At 71.9% G+C, this 16527-nt stretch carries 14 protein-coding genes, 1 tRNA gene and 1 pseudogene; 7 read left to right on the forward strand and 9 right to left on the reverse strand.

Annotation, left to right across the window (positions count from 1 at the left end):
* Positions 1-43: 43 nt before the first annotated feature.
* Together KBX37_RS19840 and KBX37_RS19845 are read right to left on the reverse strand one after the other, a co-directional pair.
* Positions 44-1714 (reverse strand): DUF885 domain-containing protein, encoded by a 1671-nt coding sequence (locus tag KBX37_RS19840; protein ID WP_210777433.1) that lies wholly within the window; start codon positions 1712-1714, stop codon positions 44-46.
* A complete protein-coding gene (locus tag KBX37_RS19845; protein WP_210777434.1) occupies positions 1660-2367 on the reverse strand; it encodes a Uma2 family endonuclease in 708 nt (235 codons plus the stop codon). The genes KBX37_RS19840 and KBX37_RS19845 overlap by 55 nt, the downstream gene beginning before the upstream one ends.
* Before the next feature lie 173 nt (positions 2368-2540).
* On the opposite strand from KBX37_RS19845, the pseudogene KBX37_RS19850 reads away from it, so the two are divergent.
* Positions 2541-3759: pseudogene (locus KBX37_RS19850) on the forward strand (DMT family transporter); the annotation flags it as partial.
* Here the strand turns inward: KBX37_RS19850 and KBX37_RS19855 are convergent.
* The 3 genes from KBX37_RS19855 to KBX37_RS19865 all read right to left on the reverse strand — a co-directional run bounded on the left by KBX37_RS19855 (position 3642) and on the right by KBX37_RS19865 (position 8635).
* Positions 3642-4712, reverse strand: coding sequence for a PHP domain-containing protein (locus tag KBX37_RS19855; protein ID WP_210777436.1), 1071 nt, complete (start codon positions 4710-4712; stop codon positions 3642-3644). The pseudogene KBX37_RS19850 and the gene KBX37_RS19855 overlap by 118 nt on opposite strands.
* Positions 4713-4786: 74 nt before the next feature.
* Complete coding sequence (locus KBX37_RS19860; RefSeq protein ID WP_210777437.1) at positions 4787-7702, reverse strand: glycosyl hydrolase; 2916 nt, start codon at positions 7700-7702, stop codon at positions 4787-4789.
* Between the two features lie 171 nt (positions 7703-7873).
* Positions 7874-8635 (reverse strand): M23 family metallopeptidase, encoded by a 762-nt coding sequence (locus KBX37_RS19865; protein ID WP_210777438.1) that lies wholly within the window; start codon positions 8633-8635, stop codon positions 7874-7876.
* 79 nt (positions 8636-8714) lie between these two features.
* Here KBX37_RS19865 and KBX37_RS19870 point away from each other — a divergent pair, with 79 nt between their 5' ends.
* From KBX37_RS19870 to KBX37_RS19885, 4 genes are all read left to right on the forward strand, one after another.
* Positions 8715-9101: a hypothetical protein gene (locus tag KBX37_RS19870; RefSeq protein ID WP_247658499.1), complete on the forward strand. Its 387-nt coding sequence runs from the start codon at positions 8715-8717 to the stop codon at positions 9099-9101.
* Positions 9102-9174: 73 nt separating this feature from the next.
* The gene (locus tag KBX37_RS19875; RefSeq protein ID WP_210777439.1) at positions 9175-9342 is read left to right on the forward strand and encodes a hypothetical protein; all 168 of its coding nucleotides are present in this window, start codon (positions 9175-9177) and stop codon (positions 9340-9342) included.
* Positions 9343-9461: 119 nt separating this feature from the next.
* On the forward strand, positions 9462-9989 hold the full coding sequence (locus KBX37_RS19880; protein WP_210777440.1) for a tRNA adenosine deaminase-associated protein: 528 nt from the start codon (positions 9462-9464) through the stop codon (positions 9987-9989).
* 208 nt (positions 9990-10197) lie between these two features.
* Positions 10198-10653: a nucleoside deaminase gene (locus KBX37_RS19885; protein ID WP_210777448.1), complete on the forward strand. Its 456-nt coding sequence runs from the start codon at positions 10198-10200 to the stop codon at positions 10651-10653.
* 15 nt (positions 10654-10668) lie between these two features.
* Here the strand turns inward: KBX37_RS19885 and KBX37_RS19890 are convergent, their stop codons facing one another.
* The 3 genes from KBX37_RS19890 to deoD form a co-directional block, all read right to left on the reverse strand.
* On the reverse strand, positions 10669-11136 hold the full coding sequence (locus tag KBX37_RS19890) for a thioesterase family protein (RefSeq protein ID WP_210777441.1): 468 nt from the start codon (positions 11134-11136) through the stop codon (positions 10669-10671).
* Entirely contained in the window at positions 11133-11771 is a 639-nt protein-coding gene (locus KBX37_RS19895) for a TetR/AcrR family transcriptional regulator (RefSeq protein ID WP_210777442.1), read from the reverse strand. Before KBX37_RS19895 ends, KBX37_RS19890 begins: the two co-directional genes overlap by 4 nt.
* 125 nt (positions 11772-11896) lie before the next feature.
* On the reverse strand, positions 11897-12604 hold the full coding sequence (gene deoD, locus KBX37_RS19900) for a purine-nucleoside phosphorylase (RefSeq protein ID WP_210777443.1): 708 nt from the start codon (positions 12602-12604) through the stop codon (positions 11897-11899).
* Between the two features lie 75 nt (positions 12605-12679).
* On the opposite strand from deoD, the gene KBX37_RS19905 reads away from it, so the two are divergent.
* Positions 12680-12766 (forward strand) — tRNA-Ser (locus KBX37_RS19905).
* Positions 12767-12981: 215 nt separating this feature from the next.
* Here the strand turns inward: KBX37_RS19905 and KBX37_RS19910 are convergent.
* On the reverse strand, positions 12982-14382 hold the full coding sequence (locus tag KBX37_RS19910; RefSeq protein ID WP_210777444.1) for a low temperature requirement protein A: 1401 nt from the start codon (positions 14380-14382) through the stop codon (positions 12982-12984).
* Between the two features lie 299 nt (positions 14383-14681).
* Here KBX37_RS19910 and KBX37_RS19915 point away from each other — a divergent pair, with 299 nt between their 5' ends.
* Positions 14682-15920 carry a low temperature requirement protein A gene (locus KBX37_RS19915; RefSeq protein WP_210777445.1) on the forward strand — a complete coding sequence of 413 codons (1239 nt, stop codon included), beginning with the start codon at positions 14682-14684 and terminating at the stop codon, positions 15918-15920.
* Positions 15921-16527 lie beyond the last annotated feature (607 nt).

Here is a 16527-nt window from a genome sequence, read left to right on the forward strand (position 1 = left end):
GGTGGCCGGGGGCGGGCCGTCCCGCCCGCCCCCGGCACAGGCCCTAGAGGCGGGCCAGCGCCTTGCGCAGCGGGTCGAGCCCCAGCGAGCCGAGGTCGAGCGCCTGCCGGTGGAACTCCTTGAGGTCGAAGTCGGCGCCCTTGCGGGCCTTCGCCTCCTCGCGGGCCTGGAGCCAGATCCGCTCGCCCACCTTGTACGACGGCGCCTGCCCCGGCCAACCCAGGTAGCGGTTGAGCTCGAAGCGCAGGTTCTCGTCCGGCACCCGGCAGTGCGCCCGCATGAATTCCCAGCCCAGCTCCGGCGTCCAGCGCTCGCCCGGGTGGAAGTCGAACGGGTTGTCCTTCGGGATCTCCAGCTCCAGGTGCATGCCGATGTCGACGATCACGCGGGCCGCCCGCATGGCCTGCCCGTCGAGCATGCCGAGCTTGTCGCCCGGATCCTCCAGGTAGCCCAGGTCGTCCATCAGCCGCTCGGAGTAGAGCGCCCAGCCCTCGCCGTGCCCGGAGACCCAGCAGAGCAGCCGCTGCCAGCGGTTGAGCAGTTCGGCCCGGACCGCCGTCTGCGCCACCTGGAGGTGGTGGCCCGGCACGCCCTCGTGGTAGACGGTGGTCACCTCGCGCCAGGTGGAGAAGTCGGTGATCCCCTGCGGCACCGCCCACCACATCCGCCCGGGGCGGGAGAAGTCCTCGCTCGGCCCGGTGTAGTAGATCGCCCCGTCACTGGTCGGCGCCAGGCAGCACTCGATCCGGCGGACCTGCTCCGGGATGTCGAAGTGGGTGCCGTGCAGGTCGCTGATGGCCTTGTCGGCCAGCGCCTGCATCCAGTCCCGGAACGCCTCCTTGCCCTGGATGGTCCGGGCCGGGTCGGCGTCGAGCGCCGCCACCGCCTCGTCGATGGTCGCGCCCGGGCCGACGATCCTCCCGGCCAGCGCCCGCATCTCGGCCTCCAGCCGGGCCAGCTCCGCGAAACCCCAGGCGTACGTCTCGTCGAGGTCGACCTTCGCGCCAAGGAAGTACTGGGAGGCCAGCTCGTACCGCTCCCGGCCGGCGGCCTGCTTGTCCCGCCCCTGCGGGGCCAGCTCGGTGCGGAGGAACTGGCCGAACTCGGCGGTGGCGGCGGTGGCGGACGCGGCGCCCCGGCGCAGGTCCGCGCCGAGGGTGCCGTCCGCGCCGAGCCGCTCCACCAGGCCGTGGAAGAAGTTGTCGCCGTCCGGGTCGGTCCAGACGTCGCACTGCTTGGCCACCTCGACCAGCTGCACCTTCGAGCTGATCTGGCCGGCGGCGGCCGCCTCGCGCAGGGTGGTCTTGTAGCCCTCCAGCGCCGTGGCGAACCGGTTGAGCCGGGCCGCGACGTTGGCCTGGGCGGCCTCGCCCTCGGTCGGCATCAGGTCGAAGACCATGCGGATCTCGTGCAGCCCGCTGGCGATCACGTTGACCTCGCTGGTCACCTCACCCGCGTCGTACCGGGCGAGGTCCAGGCCGAGGCGTTCCTGCATGGCCTCCTTGGCCGTCCGCTCGATCTCCGTGTCCGGCTCGGTCACGTCGAGGTCGGCGAGGCTGCGCCGGGTCAGCTCGGCCCGGGCCTCGTAGCCGGCCGGGGAGAGGTCGTCGAGCTGGTCGTCGTAGCCGGCGATACCGACGTAGGTGGCGCCGGTCGGGCTCAGCGGGGCCCAGTCGGCCACGTAGCGGTTCGCGAGGTCATCGATTCGTCCCACGCTGCGACCCTACGTGACCGACCGGCCCTGATGTCGAGCGTGTTTGGCGTGTTCGGGGGCAGCAGTCGCGCCGGGTCGACGTCGATCGGGAACGGCGACCGGGCGCGCAGCCGCTCCCCGCCGACCGCCCGCGCGGTGGGCACGTAGTGCCCGTCGCCGTCGAGGCCGAAGAGCTCCACCGCCACCCGGCGCAACCGGCCGCCGATCTCCACCCGCATGAAGTACGGCACGCCGCCCTCGGCGCAGCGGCGCCGCTTGTCCGCCCCGTCCGGCGCGGGTCCGCCGGGCCGGACGAACTCCACGGCCAGGGCGCACAGCTGCGCCGGCACCCACCGTTCCTCCTCGTCGGTGGCGGGGAGGGTGTGCAGCACGGTGACGTCCGGCTGGATCCAGCAGGTCGGCGAGAAGGTCAGGTTGACCCGGCCGAGCACGTGCCGGCCGGTCGCCTCGGCCGCCGGCACCAGGGCGCTGGCCAGGCTCGCCGTCGCGATGCTCTCGGTGGCCGGCGGGAACGGGGTGACCACCAGCTGACCGTCGACGCACTCGTGCCGCGCGCCGGCCAGCTCACCGACCCGCAGGTGGCGTTCCGCGCGCTGCACCGTCCACCCGCCGTCGAGGTCGAGCACCGGATCCGACCCGCGCGTCAGCAGCATCAGCGCCTCACCCCTCCCGGCTGATCAACGACGGTGCGCCGCCGGGGTTCCTGCGCGGATCCCGCACCGGCTCGACCGGTCGACGACCGTGCGGTGGCGGGGCCGCTGTGGCGGTCGACACGGCGTCCGATTTTCGCGGGACATCGTCGTACCCCTGCGGCAGAGTGTCAGGGGTGACCACCCATGTGACCCCTGACCGGGCGCCGCTGCGCAGCTGGCTGCCCGGCTTCCTGGCGCTCGCCGCGATCTGGGGTGCGAGCTTCCTCTTCATCAAGGTCGGCATCGAGGAGCTGCACCCGCTGCATCTCACCCTCTACCGGGTGGCCACCGGCGCGCTCACCCTGCTGGTGGTGCTCGCCGTGCTCCGCGACCGACTGCCGCGGGAGCCCCGGGTCTGGGCGCACCTGGTCGTGGTCGCCGCGTTCGGGGTGGCGCTCCCGTTCACCCTCTTCGGCTACGGCGAGCAGCGCGTCGAGTCGATGCTCGCCGGCATCTGGAACGCCACCACGCCGCTCATCGTGCTGCCGCTGGCGGTGCTGGCCTTCCGCACCGAGCGGCTGACCGCGCGCCGGGCGGTGGGGCTCGGGCTGGGCTTCCTCGGCGTGCTGGTGGTGCTCGGCGTCTGGGAGGGCGTCGGCGGCTCGCACTTCACCGGCCAGTTGATGTGCTTCGGTGCGGCGGCCTGCTACGGCGTGGCCATCCCGTACCAGAAGAAGTTCATCGCCGGCAGCTCGTACTCCGGACTGTCGCTCTCCGCGGCGCAGCTGCTGGTGGCGACGGCGCAGCTCGCGGTGGTCGGTCCGCTGGTGGTCGGGGCGCCGCCCGTGCCGACCGAGCTGTCGGCGCCGGTGGTGGGCAGCGTGGTCACGCTCGGCGCGCTCGGCACCGGGCTGGCCTTCGTGATCAACCTGCGCAACATCCGGGTGGCCGGCGCGAGCACCGCCTCCACGGTGACCTACCTGATCCCGATCTTCGCGGTGGTGATCGGCGCGGTGGTGCTCGACGAGCGGATGAACTGGCACCAGCCCGTCGGCGCCCTGGTCGTGCTGCTCGGCGTCGCGGTGACGCAGGGCCTGGTCGGTCCGCGCCGCCCGCGCACCGAGGCCGTTACCGGCGTCCCTGCCGTGCCGGCCGCGGAGCCCGCCGCCCGCTGACCCCGCCGGCCCGGACCCGGCGTCGTGCCGGTCCGACACTGATCCACTCCGTTTGCGGCGAAACGGCGGTCTCCCGGCTTGCGGACACCGCCGTTTCGGCGACATCGCGGCTCCCGGGGGTCAGCGGCGGGTGCGGGCCCACGTGAGCAGGCGGTCGGCCGGCCAGGCGTTGACCACCCGGTCGGCGGGGACGCCGCAGAGCGCCGCCCGCTCGCAGCCGAACCGCTGCCAGTCCAGCTGCCCCGGCGCGTGCGCGTCGGTGTTGATGGCGAACCGGCAGCCGGCCTCCAGGGCCCGGCGGATCAGCCGCTTCGGCGGGTCCTGCCGCTCCGGCCGGGAGTTGATCTCGACGGCCACGCCGCGCTCGGCGCACGCGGCGAAGACCGCGTCCGCGTCGAAGTCGCTCTCGCCCCGGGTACGCGGTCGGTGCGCGCGGTCACCCGGACCCTTCACCCCGGCCGGGCGGGACGACACCATCCGACCGGTGCAGTGGCCGAGGATGTCCAGGTGCGGGTTGTCGATCGCGGCCAGCATCCGGCGGGTAATCTTCGCCCGCTCGTCGCTCAGCCCGCTGTGCACCGAGCCGACCACCACGTCCAGCCGGGCCAGCAGCTCGTCGGTCTGGTCGAGCGAGCCGTCGGCGAGGATGTCCACCTCGATGCCGGTGAGGATGCGGAACCCCTTGGGCAGGGCCTCGTTCACCGCCGCGACGTGGTCGAGCTGTTTGCGCAGGCGGTCCGCGGTGAGGCCCCGGGCCACCTTGAGCCGCGGCGAGTGGTCGGTCAGCACCACGTACTCGTGACTCAGCTCGACCGCCGCGAGCGCCATCTCCTCGATCGGCGACCCGCCGTCGGACCAGTCGGAGTGGGTGTGGCAGTCGCCGCGCAGCGCGGTCCGCAGCGCGGCGGCCGCGGCGTCCAGGTCGGTGCCCTCGGTGGCGACCAGCCGGCGCAGGTAGACCGGCTCCTCGCCGGCCAGCGACTCGGCGACGCAGCGGGCCGTGACGTCACCGACGCCGGTCAGCTCGGTGAGCTTGCCGGTGCGGGCGCGCTCGGCGACCTCCTTCGCCGGCAGCTCGGCCAGGCCCTTCGCCGCCGACCGGAACGCCCGGACCCGGTAGGTGGCCTCGTTGGCCCGTTCCAGCAGGAACGCGATCCGGCGCAGGTCGGCGATGGGATCCCGGGCGGTCATGACCTGCAAACTACGCGCCCGCGCCGCCGGTCGGGGGTACGACCGGCGGCGCGGGCTGGTGGTGGTACGCCGGATCAGGCGTACGGCAGCGTGACGACCGAGCGGTCGCCGATGCCGAGGGTGGTCGGGTTCGTGCCGATGGCGGACCAGACCTCCACCTTCACCGTGCCGTTCGACAGGTTGCCGAGGGCGCCGGTGGCGGCGAGCAGCCCGGCGTTCTGGGTGTAGTGCTCGTAGCCGGGGACCGGGTCGGTGGCGAAGTAGCGGTACGTCTCCACCCGGTCGACGGTCCCGTCACCGGTCAGGTCGTAGGAGACCCGCGCCTGCACCCCGTTGCCGACGGCCGAGCCGGCGTCGAGGAACAGGTCGAACCGGGTCTGCCCACCCGAGTACGCCATGGTCAGCCCGGTCGCGGTGAAGACCACCGGGTTGGTCGGCGTGCCGTCGTGGTTGGTGCCGCCGGCGCCGGCCACCGTGATGGTCGTCGTGCCGCCGGCCGCCCCCAGGCCACCGCCGGGCAGCAGGTACCGCGTCGGTGAGCCGCTGGGCGGGGGTGTGGTCGGCGTCGGGCTCGGGGTGGTGGGTGTCGGGCTCGGCGTCGGGCTGGTCGGCGTCGGGCTCGGGCTCGCGCCGCCGCCCGCGTTGCCGCCGCTCCAGGTGTACGCCCCGGTGGTCGCCGTCCGTCCGGCCGCGACCGTCAGCCGGGTGCCGTCGGACCAGGTCACCGTCAGCGGGGCGGCGGTGATGTTGCTGGCCACGTAGGTGCGGGCGCCGTTGCGGGTGAACACGGTCGCCAGCGGATGGTTCGCGGTGACGCCGGTGTCCACCTGGCCCAGTGCCGCCAGGTTGCGGATCCAGTGGAACGTGTGGGCGCGGCTCTCACCCTCCTCCGGGGTGTAGCCGGGGTTGGCGCGCAGCTTCGTCAGTGCCGCGTCGGGGTCGCCGAGGGCCAGGAATTGCCAGAGGATGTCCTGCCAGACCGTGGGTTCGCCGCCGTTGTTGCGGACCAGTTCGGCGTAGTTGGTCCGGGGGTAGGCCGGCCGGTGGCCCAGGTAGAGGTGGCCGCCGGTGACCGGCAGCATGTTGATGCCCTGGATCATCTCCGGGTCGGCGCTGAACCAGGTGGCGTACGCGCCACCGTCGCCCCAGACCATGCCGACCGTCGAGTGCCCGAACGCGGCCGGGAAGTTCTCGTCGTCGACGTCGAACCAGTACTGCTGGATCGCCGCCGCCTGGGTGGTGTACATGAACATGCCGGCGTCCCGGACGGCGGTGTTGCCGGTGGCCTGTCCCCACTGGATGAGGGCGTTGGCGAAGTTCATCCCCTCCGACGACGACTCCTGGTTGTTGCCAGCGGCGAACGAGCCGTGCCCGGAGGCCCAGTCGTGCCCGGCGTAGATGTCGAAGTCCCGCAGGTACGGGAAGCGGGTGTCCTCGCGGCTGTAGTTGTTGGCGTCCCGGATCAGCAGGTCGACCATGCCGCCGTACCGGTCGGTGGTGGCCCAGGCCGGGTCGAACTTGGCCAGCGTCGCGGCGGCCGCGATGAAGTACCCGTAGTGGAAGTGGTGGTCGTTGAGCTCCTGGTCGGAGCCGTACGACGCGGGGTAGCCGATCAGCGTGCCCCAGTTCCGGTCGTAGTAGAAGACCCGGGCCGCCTTGCCGGGGGTGGCGGTGAACCAGTCGTTCAGCGTGGACCGGATGGCGTTCAGCGCGGCGGTACGGGTCTCCGGGTCACCGACCAGGTCGGCGATCTCGGCGATCCGGGCGGCCCGCCCGAGACCCTTGCCGGTCCAGTACGTGTCGGTGCCGCGCTGGTCCATCGGGTTGCCCCGCACCGCGGCGAGTTGGTCCCGGAGCTGGGCCAGGTCGGCGCCGGCGCCGGTGGCGACGGCGGGCAGCTCCGGCAGCACCCCCTGGTAGGTCATCGCGGTGCGGAACTGGTTGACGCCGGTGAGCACCTTCATCCGGCCCCGGGCGGACGGATAGCTCTGGCCGATCGGGGTGGCGCCGGCCAGCGCCTTCCACTGGTGCGGGTAGAGGCTCACCACGGTCTGGGTGGCGGTGCCCTCCCGGGGCGTGGTGGTGAAGGCGTACGTGGTGGTGACCCGGCTGCTGGCCTGGTCGTAGGAGTAGGAGACCCGGGTGCCGGTGACGTGTGCGTGGGCGTACCGCCCGTAGGTGGTGGCGAGGTCGGCGCGGGCGGTGGCGTCGGTGCTCGGCGTGGTGGGCAGCAGGGCGACGGAGAAGTAGCCCTTGCCGGCCAGGGTGGAGGTGATCCGTCCGCCGGCGACGGTCCAGGCGGCGCCGGTCGGGGCGTAGGCGACGTAGTCGTGGCCCCGGACGGTGAACCCGATGGTGGCGCCGTTCTGGGACCACACCGTCGGGCTACCGCCGGTGGTGTTGATCAGCGCGTCGCCGCCGCTGGTCCGGAAGTAGGCGAACGGCAGGCCGTGGCCGATGGTGGCCCGCAGGGTACGAGTGCCGTCGCTCCAGTACGGGGTGACCGTCCAGTCCGTCCAGTCGTCGACCTTGACGATCGGCGCGCCGAGCCCGGTCACGCCGACCCGGATGTCCTCGGCGTACGCGTACTTGTACTCGCCCACCCCGGTCGCCGTGCCGGTGATGGTGGGGGTGGAGGTCGCGGAGAAGCCGAGGCCGTCGCCGAAGGGCTGGTAGGAGGCGGGGTGCGCGTGCAGCGGCTCGCTGTACGCGCAGTTGGTCCGCTTCCACAGCAACGACGACCACCAGTCGTTGGTGGGGATCGGGCCGGCGGGTGCGTTGGCGGTGACGAACTGCCGGGGGTTGGTGGACAGGTCCCCGCAGCCGGTGGGCAGGGGGCCGACCCGGTCGGTGGTGTAGCTGCCGGCGCCGACGGTGGCGGCCTCGGCGGGGGCGGTGGCGGTGAGGGCGAGACCGGCGACGACGACGGCCAGGGCGGTGGTGGTGGCGAGCACCCAGGGGGTGCGGCGGGGTGGGACGGGAGGGTTCATCGTTCCTCCAGCGCGGCGCCGGATCGGGGGCCCGGGGTCGCGGTTCGTCGGAATCGGGAGGTTTGTTACCCGAGAGAGCGCTCTCTCACGCGGACGTTAACGAATCGACCAGACTTTCGTCAATGTGTCAGTCGGGTGACGACCCTGTTGCGCGGGCTCCCGTGCCTCCGGTCAGCCGGCGTCCGTGGTCGTGCCCGGCGCCTTCGGGCAGCCGTGTTCGCGCTCCCAGGACGTCACCGCGGCGACCGGCGACCGGTTGCCGTCGCGGCGCCACGAATCCAGGTACTTCGCCGGCCACACCACGCCCCGGCGGATCCACCAGTCGTCCCGGCCGGTGCACTTCGGCGACAGGCCGAAGTGCAGGTGGCAGACGTTGTTGGCGTTGCCCGTCCGGCCCACCTTGCCGAGCTGCTGCCCCGCGCGGACCCGCACGCCGGCGTCCACGCCCGCGCTGATCGCGCTCAGGTGCGAGCCGTAGTACCGCACCCCGTCGTCACCGAGCAACGACACCGAGAGCCCGCCGTTGTAGGGCCCCAACGGCCCCCGCCGGTCGAACCGGTCCACCCGGCTCACCTCCAGGATCGTCCCGTCGGTCACCGCCACCACCGGCTCACCGCAGTCGGCGAAGATGTCGGTGCCCGGATACGCCGAGTGCGTCGGGTGGTAGGCGACCTTGCCGGCGCGTACCGGGAAGACCCGTCGCAGCGGCGCGCGGCTCGGCGACGCCGACGGCGCGGCCGGGCTCGCGGAGGGCGCGACAGCCGGCGGCGCCGGTTGGTCCGCGGGGGCCGTCGCGGACGGAGCGTCCCAGACCGTGCTCGGTGCGGCGGCCGGCCGGTCGCCGGGTGCGCAGCCGGCGAGCAACGCCGGTGCCAGCAACAGCAGGACCGGGTACGCCGGACGCGTGCGGCGGCCGGTCGATCGCGACGACATCCGGACATCCTGGCAGACGGATACGGTGGGAGGGTCCCCCGGAGCGCCGGGGGGTGCGTGGACGGGAGCGGTGACGGCGATGGATGGTCAGCCCACGTACCCGGCCGGGCCGGCCGCCGGGCAGTTCATGGCGCGTACCCCCTCGGGTCTGTTCCCGTCTGGGCCGCCGCGCCGGCCGACGTGGCGCGAGCCCCACCCGGTGACCGGCAGCGGGGTGGCTGCCGGCGCGGCGCTCGCCGCCGCCTGGCTGGTGCTCTTCGGCCTTCTCGGCCGCGGCGTCCCCGGGTACGCCTGGTGGACCGTGATCGCCGGCGTGGTGGCCTGGCTGGCCGCCCTCGGCCTCGTCCGGTACGGCGATCGGGGGGTGGCGACCGGGGTGGCGATCGTCACTGCGGGTGGTTGGAGCATCGCGTTCGCGATCGTGGTCGTGCGCTGGGCGACCAGCGCGGATTGGCCGATGTGGTGACGCTGTGTCATCGCCCGGCTTCGCTTCGAACGCCATCTTGACGTACTCGCTGTGACTGGGGACCCTTTCCGGTATGGCCTGGACCACCCCGCGGCTCGACCCCGATCGCAGCCGTCGCCGCCTGCAGATTCTCGCCGAGTTGGCGGGGGCCCGCGCGGTACGACAGCGGGACAAGCCGCAGCGGGAGCACACCGAGCGGCTGCGACAGCTGATCGCCACCCGGCGTCGCGTCGCCGGCTGAGGCGACTTTCTCAGGATTGACCGGCCCTTCGGGGCGTTGACCGGTCGCCTGCCGACGCGACCGGTTAACGTGCATCGCGTAACGAGTCGGCGTGCTGTGCCGAGGCCTTTGGGGGGACCGTGTCGTACTTCGCTGCCGCCGTGGTGCGCGACGAGGGCGAGTGGAGCGCCGCCGAGGTGAACCTACGGGGCGCCTCCGACATCGACGAGGTCGCCGACCGGCTGCGCGACGTGGAGCCCGACGCCGACCTGTCGCTGCTCTTCGTCGAGGCGGACGACGCCTACCTGGTGATCCTGCGCCTGGACGAGGGGGAGGACCTGCGGATCTTCGGCTCCGACTCCGCGTACGCCGAGGACTCCCGGCTGGGCGCGCTGCTCGTCGGTGACCTGAAGACCTCGGTCACCGGGCTGGAGGAGACCGAGGAGCCCCGGCCGTCCGCCGCCGGGACCGAGGAGAGCGAGCAGCCGGCGGTCGACCCCGAGGCGGATCCGGTCGGCGACGCCGACATCCTCGCCGACCTGGGCATCTCCGCTGCGAAGCTGCTCCGGCTCTGCGCCCACGAGGGGATGCTCCCGGCCGACGTCACGGCCGAGGTCTGCCAGGTGCTCGGGTGCGCCGACGAGGTCGAGGAACTGCGTGAGGTCTGACCCGCCGTCCGGCGACGGAGCCGCCCTGTCGGGCGGCGGTTCGCCGCTGGCCGGCGCCGCCGAGCCGGTCGACTCGACCGACCCGGCGCTGGAGACCGTACGCCCGGGGCAGCCGACCCCGGGCGCCGTCGGCCGGGTCGGGCCCGGCGCGGACGAGGGGCTGGCCGACCCGGACGGGGCGGGCCGCCGGCAGCGGCACGAACTGTGGATGCGCCGCGCGCTGGAGGTCGCCGTCACCGGCCCGGACACGCCCGCCCCGGGCGCCGACGGCGCGGACGCCTCCGACGACATCCCGGTCGGCGCCGTGCTCTACGGCCCGGACGGGACCGAGTTGTCGATCGGGCGCAACGAGCGCGAGCTGACCGGTGACCCGACCGCGCACGCCGAGGTGCTGGCGCTGCGCCGGGCCGCTGAGCGGCTGGGCCGCTGGCGGCTCGACGGCTGCACGCTGGTGGTCACCCTGGAACCCTGCACGATGTGCGCGGGCGCGCTGGTCCTGGCCCGGGTGTCCACCGTGGTCTTCGGCGCCTGGGAGCCCAAGACCGGGGCGGCCGGCTCGCTCTGGGACGTGCTGCGCGACCGCCGGCTCAACCACCGGCCGGAGGTCTACGGCGGCGTCCTGGAGTCCGAGAGCGCCGCCCTGCTGCGCGCCTTCTTCCGCTGACCGCCCGCGGCCGGGTCAGGCCGGGGTCGGGGTGGGGCGGAGCAGGTTCGCGGCCACCGCGCGGCCGGTCTCGGTCCACGGGGTGGGTCGCAGGGTCGCCGGGTCGAGCCGGACGATCGCCCGCCGGCCCTCGGCGTGCACGATGCTGCCGTCGAGCGAGCGGAACTGGTAGGCGTACTCGGCGCTGCTGGTGCCGAAGTGTTCGAGCCAGAAGTGCACCGCCACCGGCCCGGTGGCCGCGATCGGGGCGCGGTAGGTGATGGTGAACTCGCGGACCGCGTGGAAGGTGTCCGGCGCGCTGCGCTGACCGCCCTGGTAGGAGACGCCCCGCTCGGCCCAGTAGGCGGTCAGGGCCCGCTCCAGCAGCACCGCGTACCGGGAGTTGTGCAGGATGCCGAGGGCGTCGAGGTCGTCGAGGTACACGCTGACGTGCTCGACGTGGCCGTACTCGACGGCGGTGGGGGCGGCCAGGGCGTTGCTCATGAGAGGCCTTCCGGTAGCAGGGTCGGATCGGGGCACAACGCCCGCAGGCGGTGCAGCAGGCCCTGGCGGGCGTGCCGGTAGGCGGTGTCGGGGTCCAGCAGCCGGGACCGCAGCGCGGCGGTGATCCCGAGCGCGTCGATCTCGTACGCCAACTGCGGGACGTCGGTGTCGACGGGGAGTTCGCCGGCGGCGACCGCCTCCCCGACGAGGTGTTCGAGGAACGCGGTCCAGCGCCCGAACACCTCGGCGAGCCGGTCCCGGACCGGGCCGGGTCGGGCGTTGTACTCGAAGTCGGTGCTGGCGAAGAAGCAGCCGCCGGGGAGCACCCGGGCGGCGTAGAAGTCGATCCGGGACTGGTGCAGCGCCCAGAGCCGCCGGACGCCCCGGGGGGCGCGCAGCGCCGGGTCGATGATCCGCTCCTGCCACTGCTCCACCGCCCGGTCGACGGTGGCGAGCTGGAGTGCCTCCTTGGAGCGCCAGTGCGCGAACAGGCCGGACTTGCTCACCCCGAGCGTGTCGGCGAGCTGCGCGAGCGAGAGCCCGTGCAGTCCGACCTCGGTGGCCAGCACCACCGCGGCGTCCAGCGCGGCGGCCCGGGTCCGGTCGCCGCGGGCGACGCGTCCGTCGACTCTCATGGGGAGAGGCTAAACCCAAAAGCACGACCGGTCGTATTGTTTAGAGCGGTGACGGTGCTCACTCCGGACACGGCGACGCCCCGCCATCCGGTCCGGATGACGGGGCGCCGGGAAAGGAGGGGAAATCAGGCGATGGCGGTGTCCAGGGCGATCTCGACCATCTGGCTGAAGGTCTGCTCGCGCTCCTCGGCGGTGGTCTTCTCGCCGGTCTTGATGTGGTCGCTGACGGTCAGGATGGTCAGCGCCCGCGCCTTGAACCGGGCCGCGATCGTGTAGAGCGCCGCCGACTCCATCTCCACCGCCAGCACGCCGTAGTCGGCCAGGCTGTCGTAGAGGTCCGGCCGGTCGGTGTAGAAGGCGTCCGCCGCCAGGATCGGCCCGACCCGCATGCTGATGCCGCGCCGCTCGGCCACCTCCACCGAGGTACGCAGCAGCCCGAAGTCGGCGACCGGGGCGTAGTCGATCAGCCCGTCGAACCGCATCCGGTTCATGTTCGAGTCGGTGGAGGACCCGATCGCCGCGACCACGTCGCGCAGCTGGAGGTCCTCGGACAGGGCGCCGCAGGAGCCGACCCGGATCAGGGTCTTCACGCCGTACTCGTTGACCAGCTCGTGGGCGTAGATGGAGGCGGACGGCATGCCCATGCCGGTGCCCTGGACGGAGACCGGCACGCCGTTCCAGCGGCCGGTGAAGCCCAGCATGCCCCGGACCGTCGAGTAGCACGTGGCGTCCTCGAGGTAGGTCTCCGCGATCCACTTGGCCCGCAGCGGGTCGCCCGGCATCAGGACCCGCTCGGCGATCTCTCCCGGCTTCGCGCCGATGTGCGTACTCATGGCAAAGATCCTGCCAGGCCGGAGGCGGGCATACCGGTTCGGCATCCAGACCGGCGGTCCTGTACCCTCGTCGGCGGTGGCGTGTCCGAGTGGCCTAAGGAGCACGCCTCGAAAGCGTGTGAGGGGGCAACCCCTCCGCGGGTTCAAATCCCGCCGCCACCGCCTCTGAAGAGGCGCAGCGCCCGGCAGTCCGCGAGGACCGTTCGGGCGCTGTGTCGTTCTGGTCTCACTTCTGGTCTCAGTTGCCGGTTGGGTGGCACTGTCAGCCTCCCGTTTGGCCTTGACTCACGCCCGAGTGCTGCCGTTCGTACCTCTTGCTGGGAACGCCGATCGCAGCCAACGACACATCACAGTGATGTCGTTACGACTTTCCGGAATCAGGTGCTCATCGGCTGGGCATCGGCTGGTGATGGGGCTTCTGGTGGTTGCCCCCAGGCCTGTCGGGCGTCGGCCAGGGCCATGCCGAGGAGTATGGCGAGGGCGCCGGTGGCCGCGATCAACGGTGTGGTGAAGCCCAGTGGCAGTGCCGCGGCGGCCAGGACCGCGATGCCGATGAGTCTGCGCCGGGCGAGCCGGTTGAAGACCACGCGTTCCAAGATGATCCGGCCGACGAGGTAGACGATCGGCCCGCCGAGGATCGCGACCAGCCAGGCTGGCCGTACGGGGCTGCCCGGGTGTGCCAGGACGATTTCGTAGCCGGTCGCCACGAGCACGATGCCCAGGACCATGAGGACGTGGGCGCGTCCGGTGTTCCGGCCGGCTCGGACCTGGTCGCCGGCTGAGTGGACGGCTTCGGGGAGCACCTGCCCGGCCCGGTAGTAGTAGATGCGCCACAGCAGCACCGTGGTGGCGAAGCCGACCACCAGAGCCAGCGTCGTGGCCGGTGACACCGCCGTGTCGGTGTAGGTGATCCCGAGAGACAGCACGCTCTCGCCGAGCGCGATCAGCAGGAGTTGCTCGTACCGGTCGGCGAGGTGATGGGTCTTGGTGGGTTCCCAGGCGCTGTCCAGTGTCCGGCTCATGCCGGGGAACGGCCAGGCGGAGCGGGCCGCCACGAGGTCGATAGTGATGGCCAGCGCCCACAGGCCCACCCGGGACCAGCCCTCAGCCAGGACGCCGGCCAGCCACGGCACGGCCGATCTGGTGAACCAGATCGCCGACCGTGTGTTGAGGCTTCGTTGTGCACGATCCCGCACGAGCGCGATGAGAACCAACGGTCGTCCGACCTGAAGGACGACGTACGGTACGGCGAACGCGTAGCCGCGCTCGAAGAACGCGTACGGCAACGACGACGCCATGAACACCACGCCCAACGCGGTGAGCAGCACCATCGCCTGGACGGCCGGCCGGCGCGGGTCGAAACGGCTGGTGATGTGGGCAGTGGTCGTCCACAGCCACATGATCGGCAGGACCAGCACGAGGACATACAGCAGCCCCGCCCACCGCTGGGCGAAGGTGTCGGCGGCCAGGTCCGGCGCGACCCGGGAGACGACTCCCGACAACGCGAAGACCAGCACCAGATCGAAGAACAACTCCAGGAAGTTCGCCCGGCGGGCATCTCCCGCGGCGCTCTCCGTCCTCGCCACGACTTGGCCGGGCCGATCCGGATTCCGCCCTCCCCCTTCATCCCGCCGGCCGCCGGCCCCACCCTCGGTCACCGATCCAATCTTCAGAATGCAGCACCGAACAACCGCAAAACGCGCAGAAATTGCCTCTCCCTTGACGGGTCGCGGCCCAGGCCGGCTCCTCCACGGTGCGTCAGGGATCGGCTGAATCATCGGGCACAAGCCGGGCACCATTGACGCCGGCAAGGGCTGTCACCTGCTGTGAGGCAGCGGAAGAGCCGGCCCAAGGGCTTAAGCCTCAGCCGCAGGTCCGTGCCCGATACACCGGGTCACCATCGGCCAGCGGAGCCCGTTCGTCCTCGATGTCGCGAGGCTGAGCCAGCGGTGCAGGCACGACTCGGAGATCCCGAAGTCCTGCGCGACCTGCGCGATGGGCGCCACGCCTGTGGAACAGGACGGGAGCAATTTCCCGATTCGCCACTTGCCCGACGCATACCGTTTTGAATGCCGGTATGAAGAAGGCTGGTTCCGCCGAGGATGCAGACGGGGCAGGCACGTTGCTTCGCGGTGAGCAGAGTGAGCAGCAGGCCAGCTTGGTTGAGCTCTTCCTCGATCTGGTGGTGGTCTTCGCCCTCAATCGCGTGGTGGCGTCGGGCACCTACGACTTGAAGAGCGCTTCCCTCGAGGTGCGGTGGTACGGGTTTCTGCACGGGTTGTTGCTGATCCTGCCGCTGCTCTGGGTGTGGATCACCGCGGCCTACGTGACCGCACGCTTCGACCCCCGCCGTGCCCCGGTCCAGGCGATGGTGCTGATGACGGCGTTCGGTCTGCTCCTGTTGGGTGCCGCTATCCCCAGCGCTTTCAACGGCGGGCCGCTGATCTTCGCTGCCGTCTACCTCGCTCTCCAAGCCGGCCGATCGCTGGCGCTGTATTTGATGCTGCGAACGCACATCCTGAGCCGCGTGTATCTGCGAACCTTGGTCTGGTCCGGTGTCTCCGCGGTACCGTGGCTGCTCGGCGCCTTCATGCCCGCGGACTTCAGCCGAACCCTGCTGTGGCTGATCGCTATCGCCATCGACTTCGGAGCCGCCCGGCTCGGGTGGCCAGTTCCTGGGCTGGGACAGCAGCGAATCACCGTGTGGGCACAGGCTCCCAAGCACCTCGCTGACCGTCACCGCCAATTGATGCTGATCGCGCTCGGAGAGACGATTCTGGCGGTCGGGGTCGCCTACACCGACCATGACGGCCTTCACAGCCCTACCGCCACACTCGGCCTGGTCCTCGCATTCCTCACCACAGTGCTGCTCTGGCGAATCTACTCGCACACCGCAGGAGAGCTGTTCGGAGACGCCATCGAATCCGCCAAAAACCCGGCCAAGCTGGGCCGCGTCGCCCAAGCCGCTCACGTTCTCATGATCGTGGGAGTTGCCGCCACGGCGGTTGGACACGAACTGATCCAGCTCCGTGCCACCGGCCGCAACTACCCGTCCTGGCTTGCCGTCATGGTGGGCGGCCCCGCTCTGTACGTCGCGGGCAGAGCTCTCCTGGAGCGGGTGGTGTTTTCCCGTGTCTCCCCGCCCCGTCTGCTCGGCATCGCCGCTCTGTTGGTACTCGCCGTACCGCTGGCCTTCGCGCCCCCGCTGGCGGCGGTTGCTGTGGTGCCCGTGGTGCTGCTCGGGATCGCAGTCGCCGACGTGCGCCGAGCCGCCCAGAACCCCGGTGAGGTACCCGCCCCCGCCGAATTGTCCTGATGGCGCTCGACAGCAACGGCCCAGGGCGCCGGCGGTCGTCGACAGACGGTTGCCCGAGGTCGCATATGCCGACGGACCTGGCCGAACGAGCAGGATGATCGGGCGCCGTGCTCCCTCGTCTCACTTGTCGTCTGGTTCGTGAGCATGCGGGGGCGACCGTAGACGAACGGCCCGTCTAGTTGGCCTAGGTGGCGCACTCACCCCACTGAGCGCGTACGGGCCGAAAAGACTTGGAAGCGGGCCTGGACGCTGCTCACGCCGACCTTCGCTGGGTGCCCTGTCCGGGTGAGCCTGCCCGGTACGGCCGTATCGTCACTGGCTGCCACGCGGGGCGCCACCCGGGTCGGCGGCCGGGTTCTCGTCTGCGGGCGACGTGCCGCCCGACGAGATCCCCGCGACGCCAAATCCCGCCGCCACCGCTCGTGAACAGCGAGAACGCCCGGTCGATCCGCGAGGATCGGCCGGGCGTTCCGCTTTCGGCTCTCAGAGACCGTCGGGTAACCGAGTGGTTACGCTGCAATAAGTCGTTCGGCGTCGATGCGTAGTGCGGCTTCGCGTTCGGTGGCGTTGGTCCAGCGGACCGCCTGGCCGGCCAGACGTATCGTCA

The organism is Micromonospora sp. U56, assembly GCF_018070095.1.
In the GTDB taxonomy this organism is placed as follows: Bacteria; Actinomycetota; Actinomycetes; order Mycobacteriales; family Micromonosporaceae; genus Micromonospora; species Micromonospora purpureochromogenes.

Bases quoted from the DNA above. Each gene is read 5' to 3' on its own strand.
- KBX37_RS19890 (WP_210777441.1), bottom strand. From the start codon at position 11,136: ATGAGCAACGCCCTGGCCGCCCCCACCGCCGTCGAGTACGGCCACGTC.
- KBX37_RS19855 (WP_210777436.1), bottom strand. From the start codon at position 4,712: ATGACCGCCCGGGATCCCATCGCCGACCTGCGCCGGATCGCGTTCCTG.
- KBX37_RS19870 (WP_247658499.1), top strand. From the start codon at position 8,715: ATGGATGGTCAGCCCACGTACCCGGCCGGGCCGGCCGCCGGGCAGTTC.
- KBX37_RS19910 (WP_210777444.1), bottom strand. From the start codon at position 14,382: ATGATTCAGCCGATCCCTGACGCACCGTGGAGGAGCCGGCCTGGGCCG.
- KBX37_RS19885 (WP_210777448.1), top strand. From the start codon at position 10,198: ATGCGCCGCGCGCTGGAGGTCGCCGTCACCGGCCCGGACACGCCCGCC.
- KBX37_RS19875 (WP_210777439.1), top strand. From the start codon at position 9,175: ATGGCCTGGACCACCCCGCGGCTCGACCCCGATCGCAGCCGTCGCCGC.
- KBX37_RS19865 (WP_210777438.1), bottom strand. From the start codon at position 8,635: ATGTCGTCGCGATCGACCGGCCGCCGCACGCGTCCGGCGTACCCGGTC.
- KBX37_RS19845 (WP_210777434.1), bottom strand. From the start codon at position 2,367: ATGCTGCTGACGCGCGGGTCGGATCCGGTGCTCGACCTCGACGGCGGG.
- deoD (WP_210777443.1), bottom strand. From the start codon at position 12,604: ATGAGTACGCACATCGGCGCGAAGCCGGGAGAGATCGCCGAGCGGGTC.
- KBX37_RS19895 (WP_210777442.1), bottom strand. From the start codon at position 11,771: ATGAGAGTCGACGGACGCGTCGCCCGCGGCGACCGGACCCGGGCCGCC.
- KBX37_RS19915 (WP_210777445.1), top strand. From the start codon at position 14,682: ATGAAGAAGGCTGGTTCCGCCGAGGATGCAGACGGGGCAGGCACGTTG.
- KBX37_RS19860 (WP_210777437.1), bottom strand. From the start codon at position 7,702: ATGAACCCTCCCGTCCCACCCCGCCGCACCCCCTGGGTGCTCGCCACC.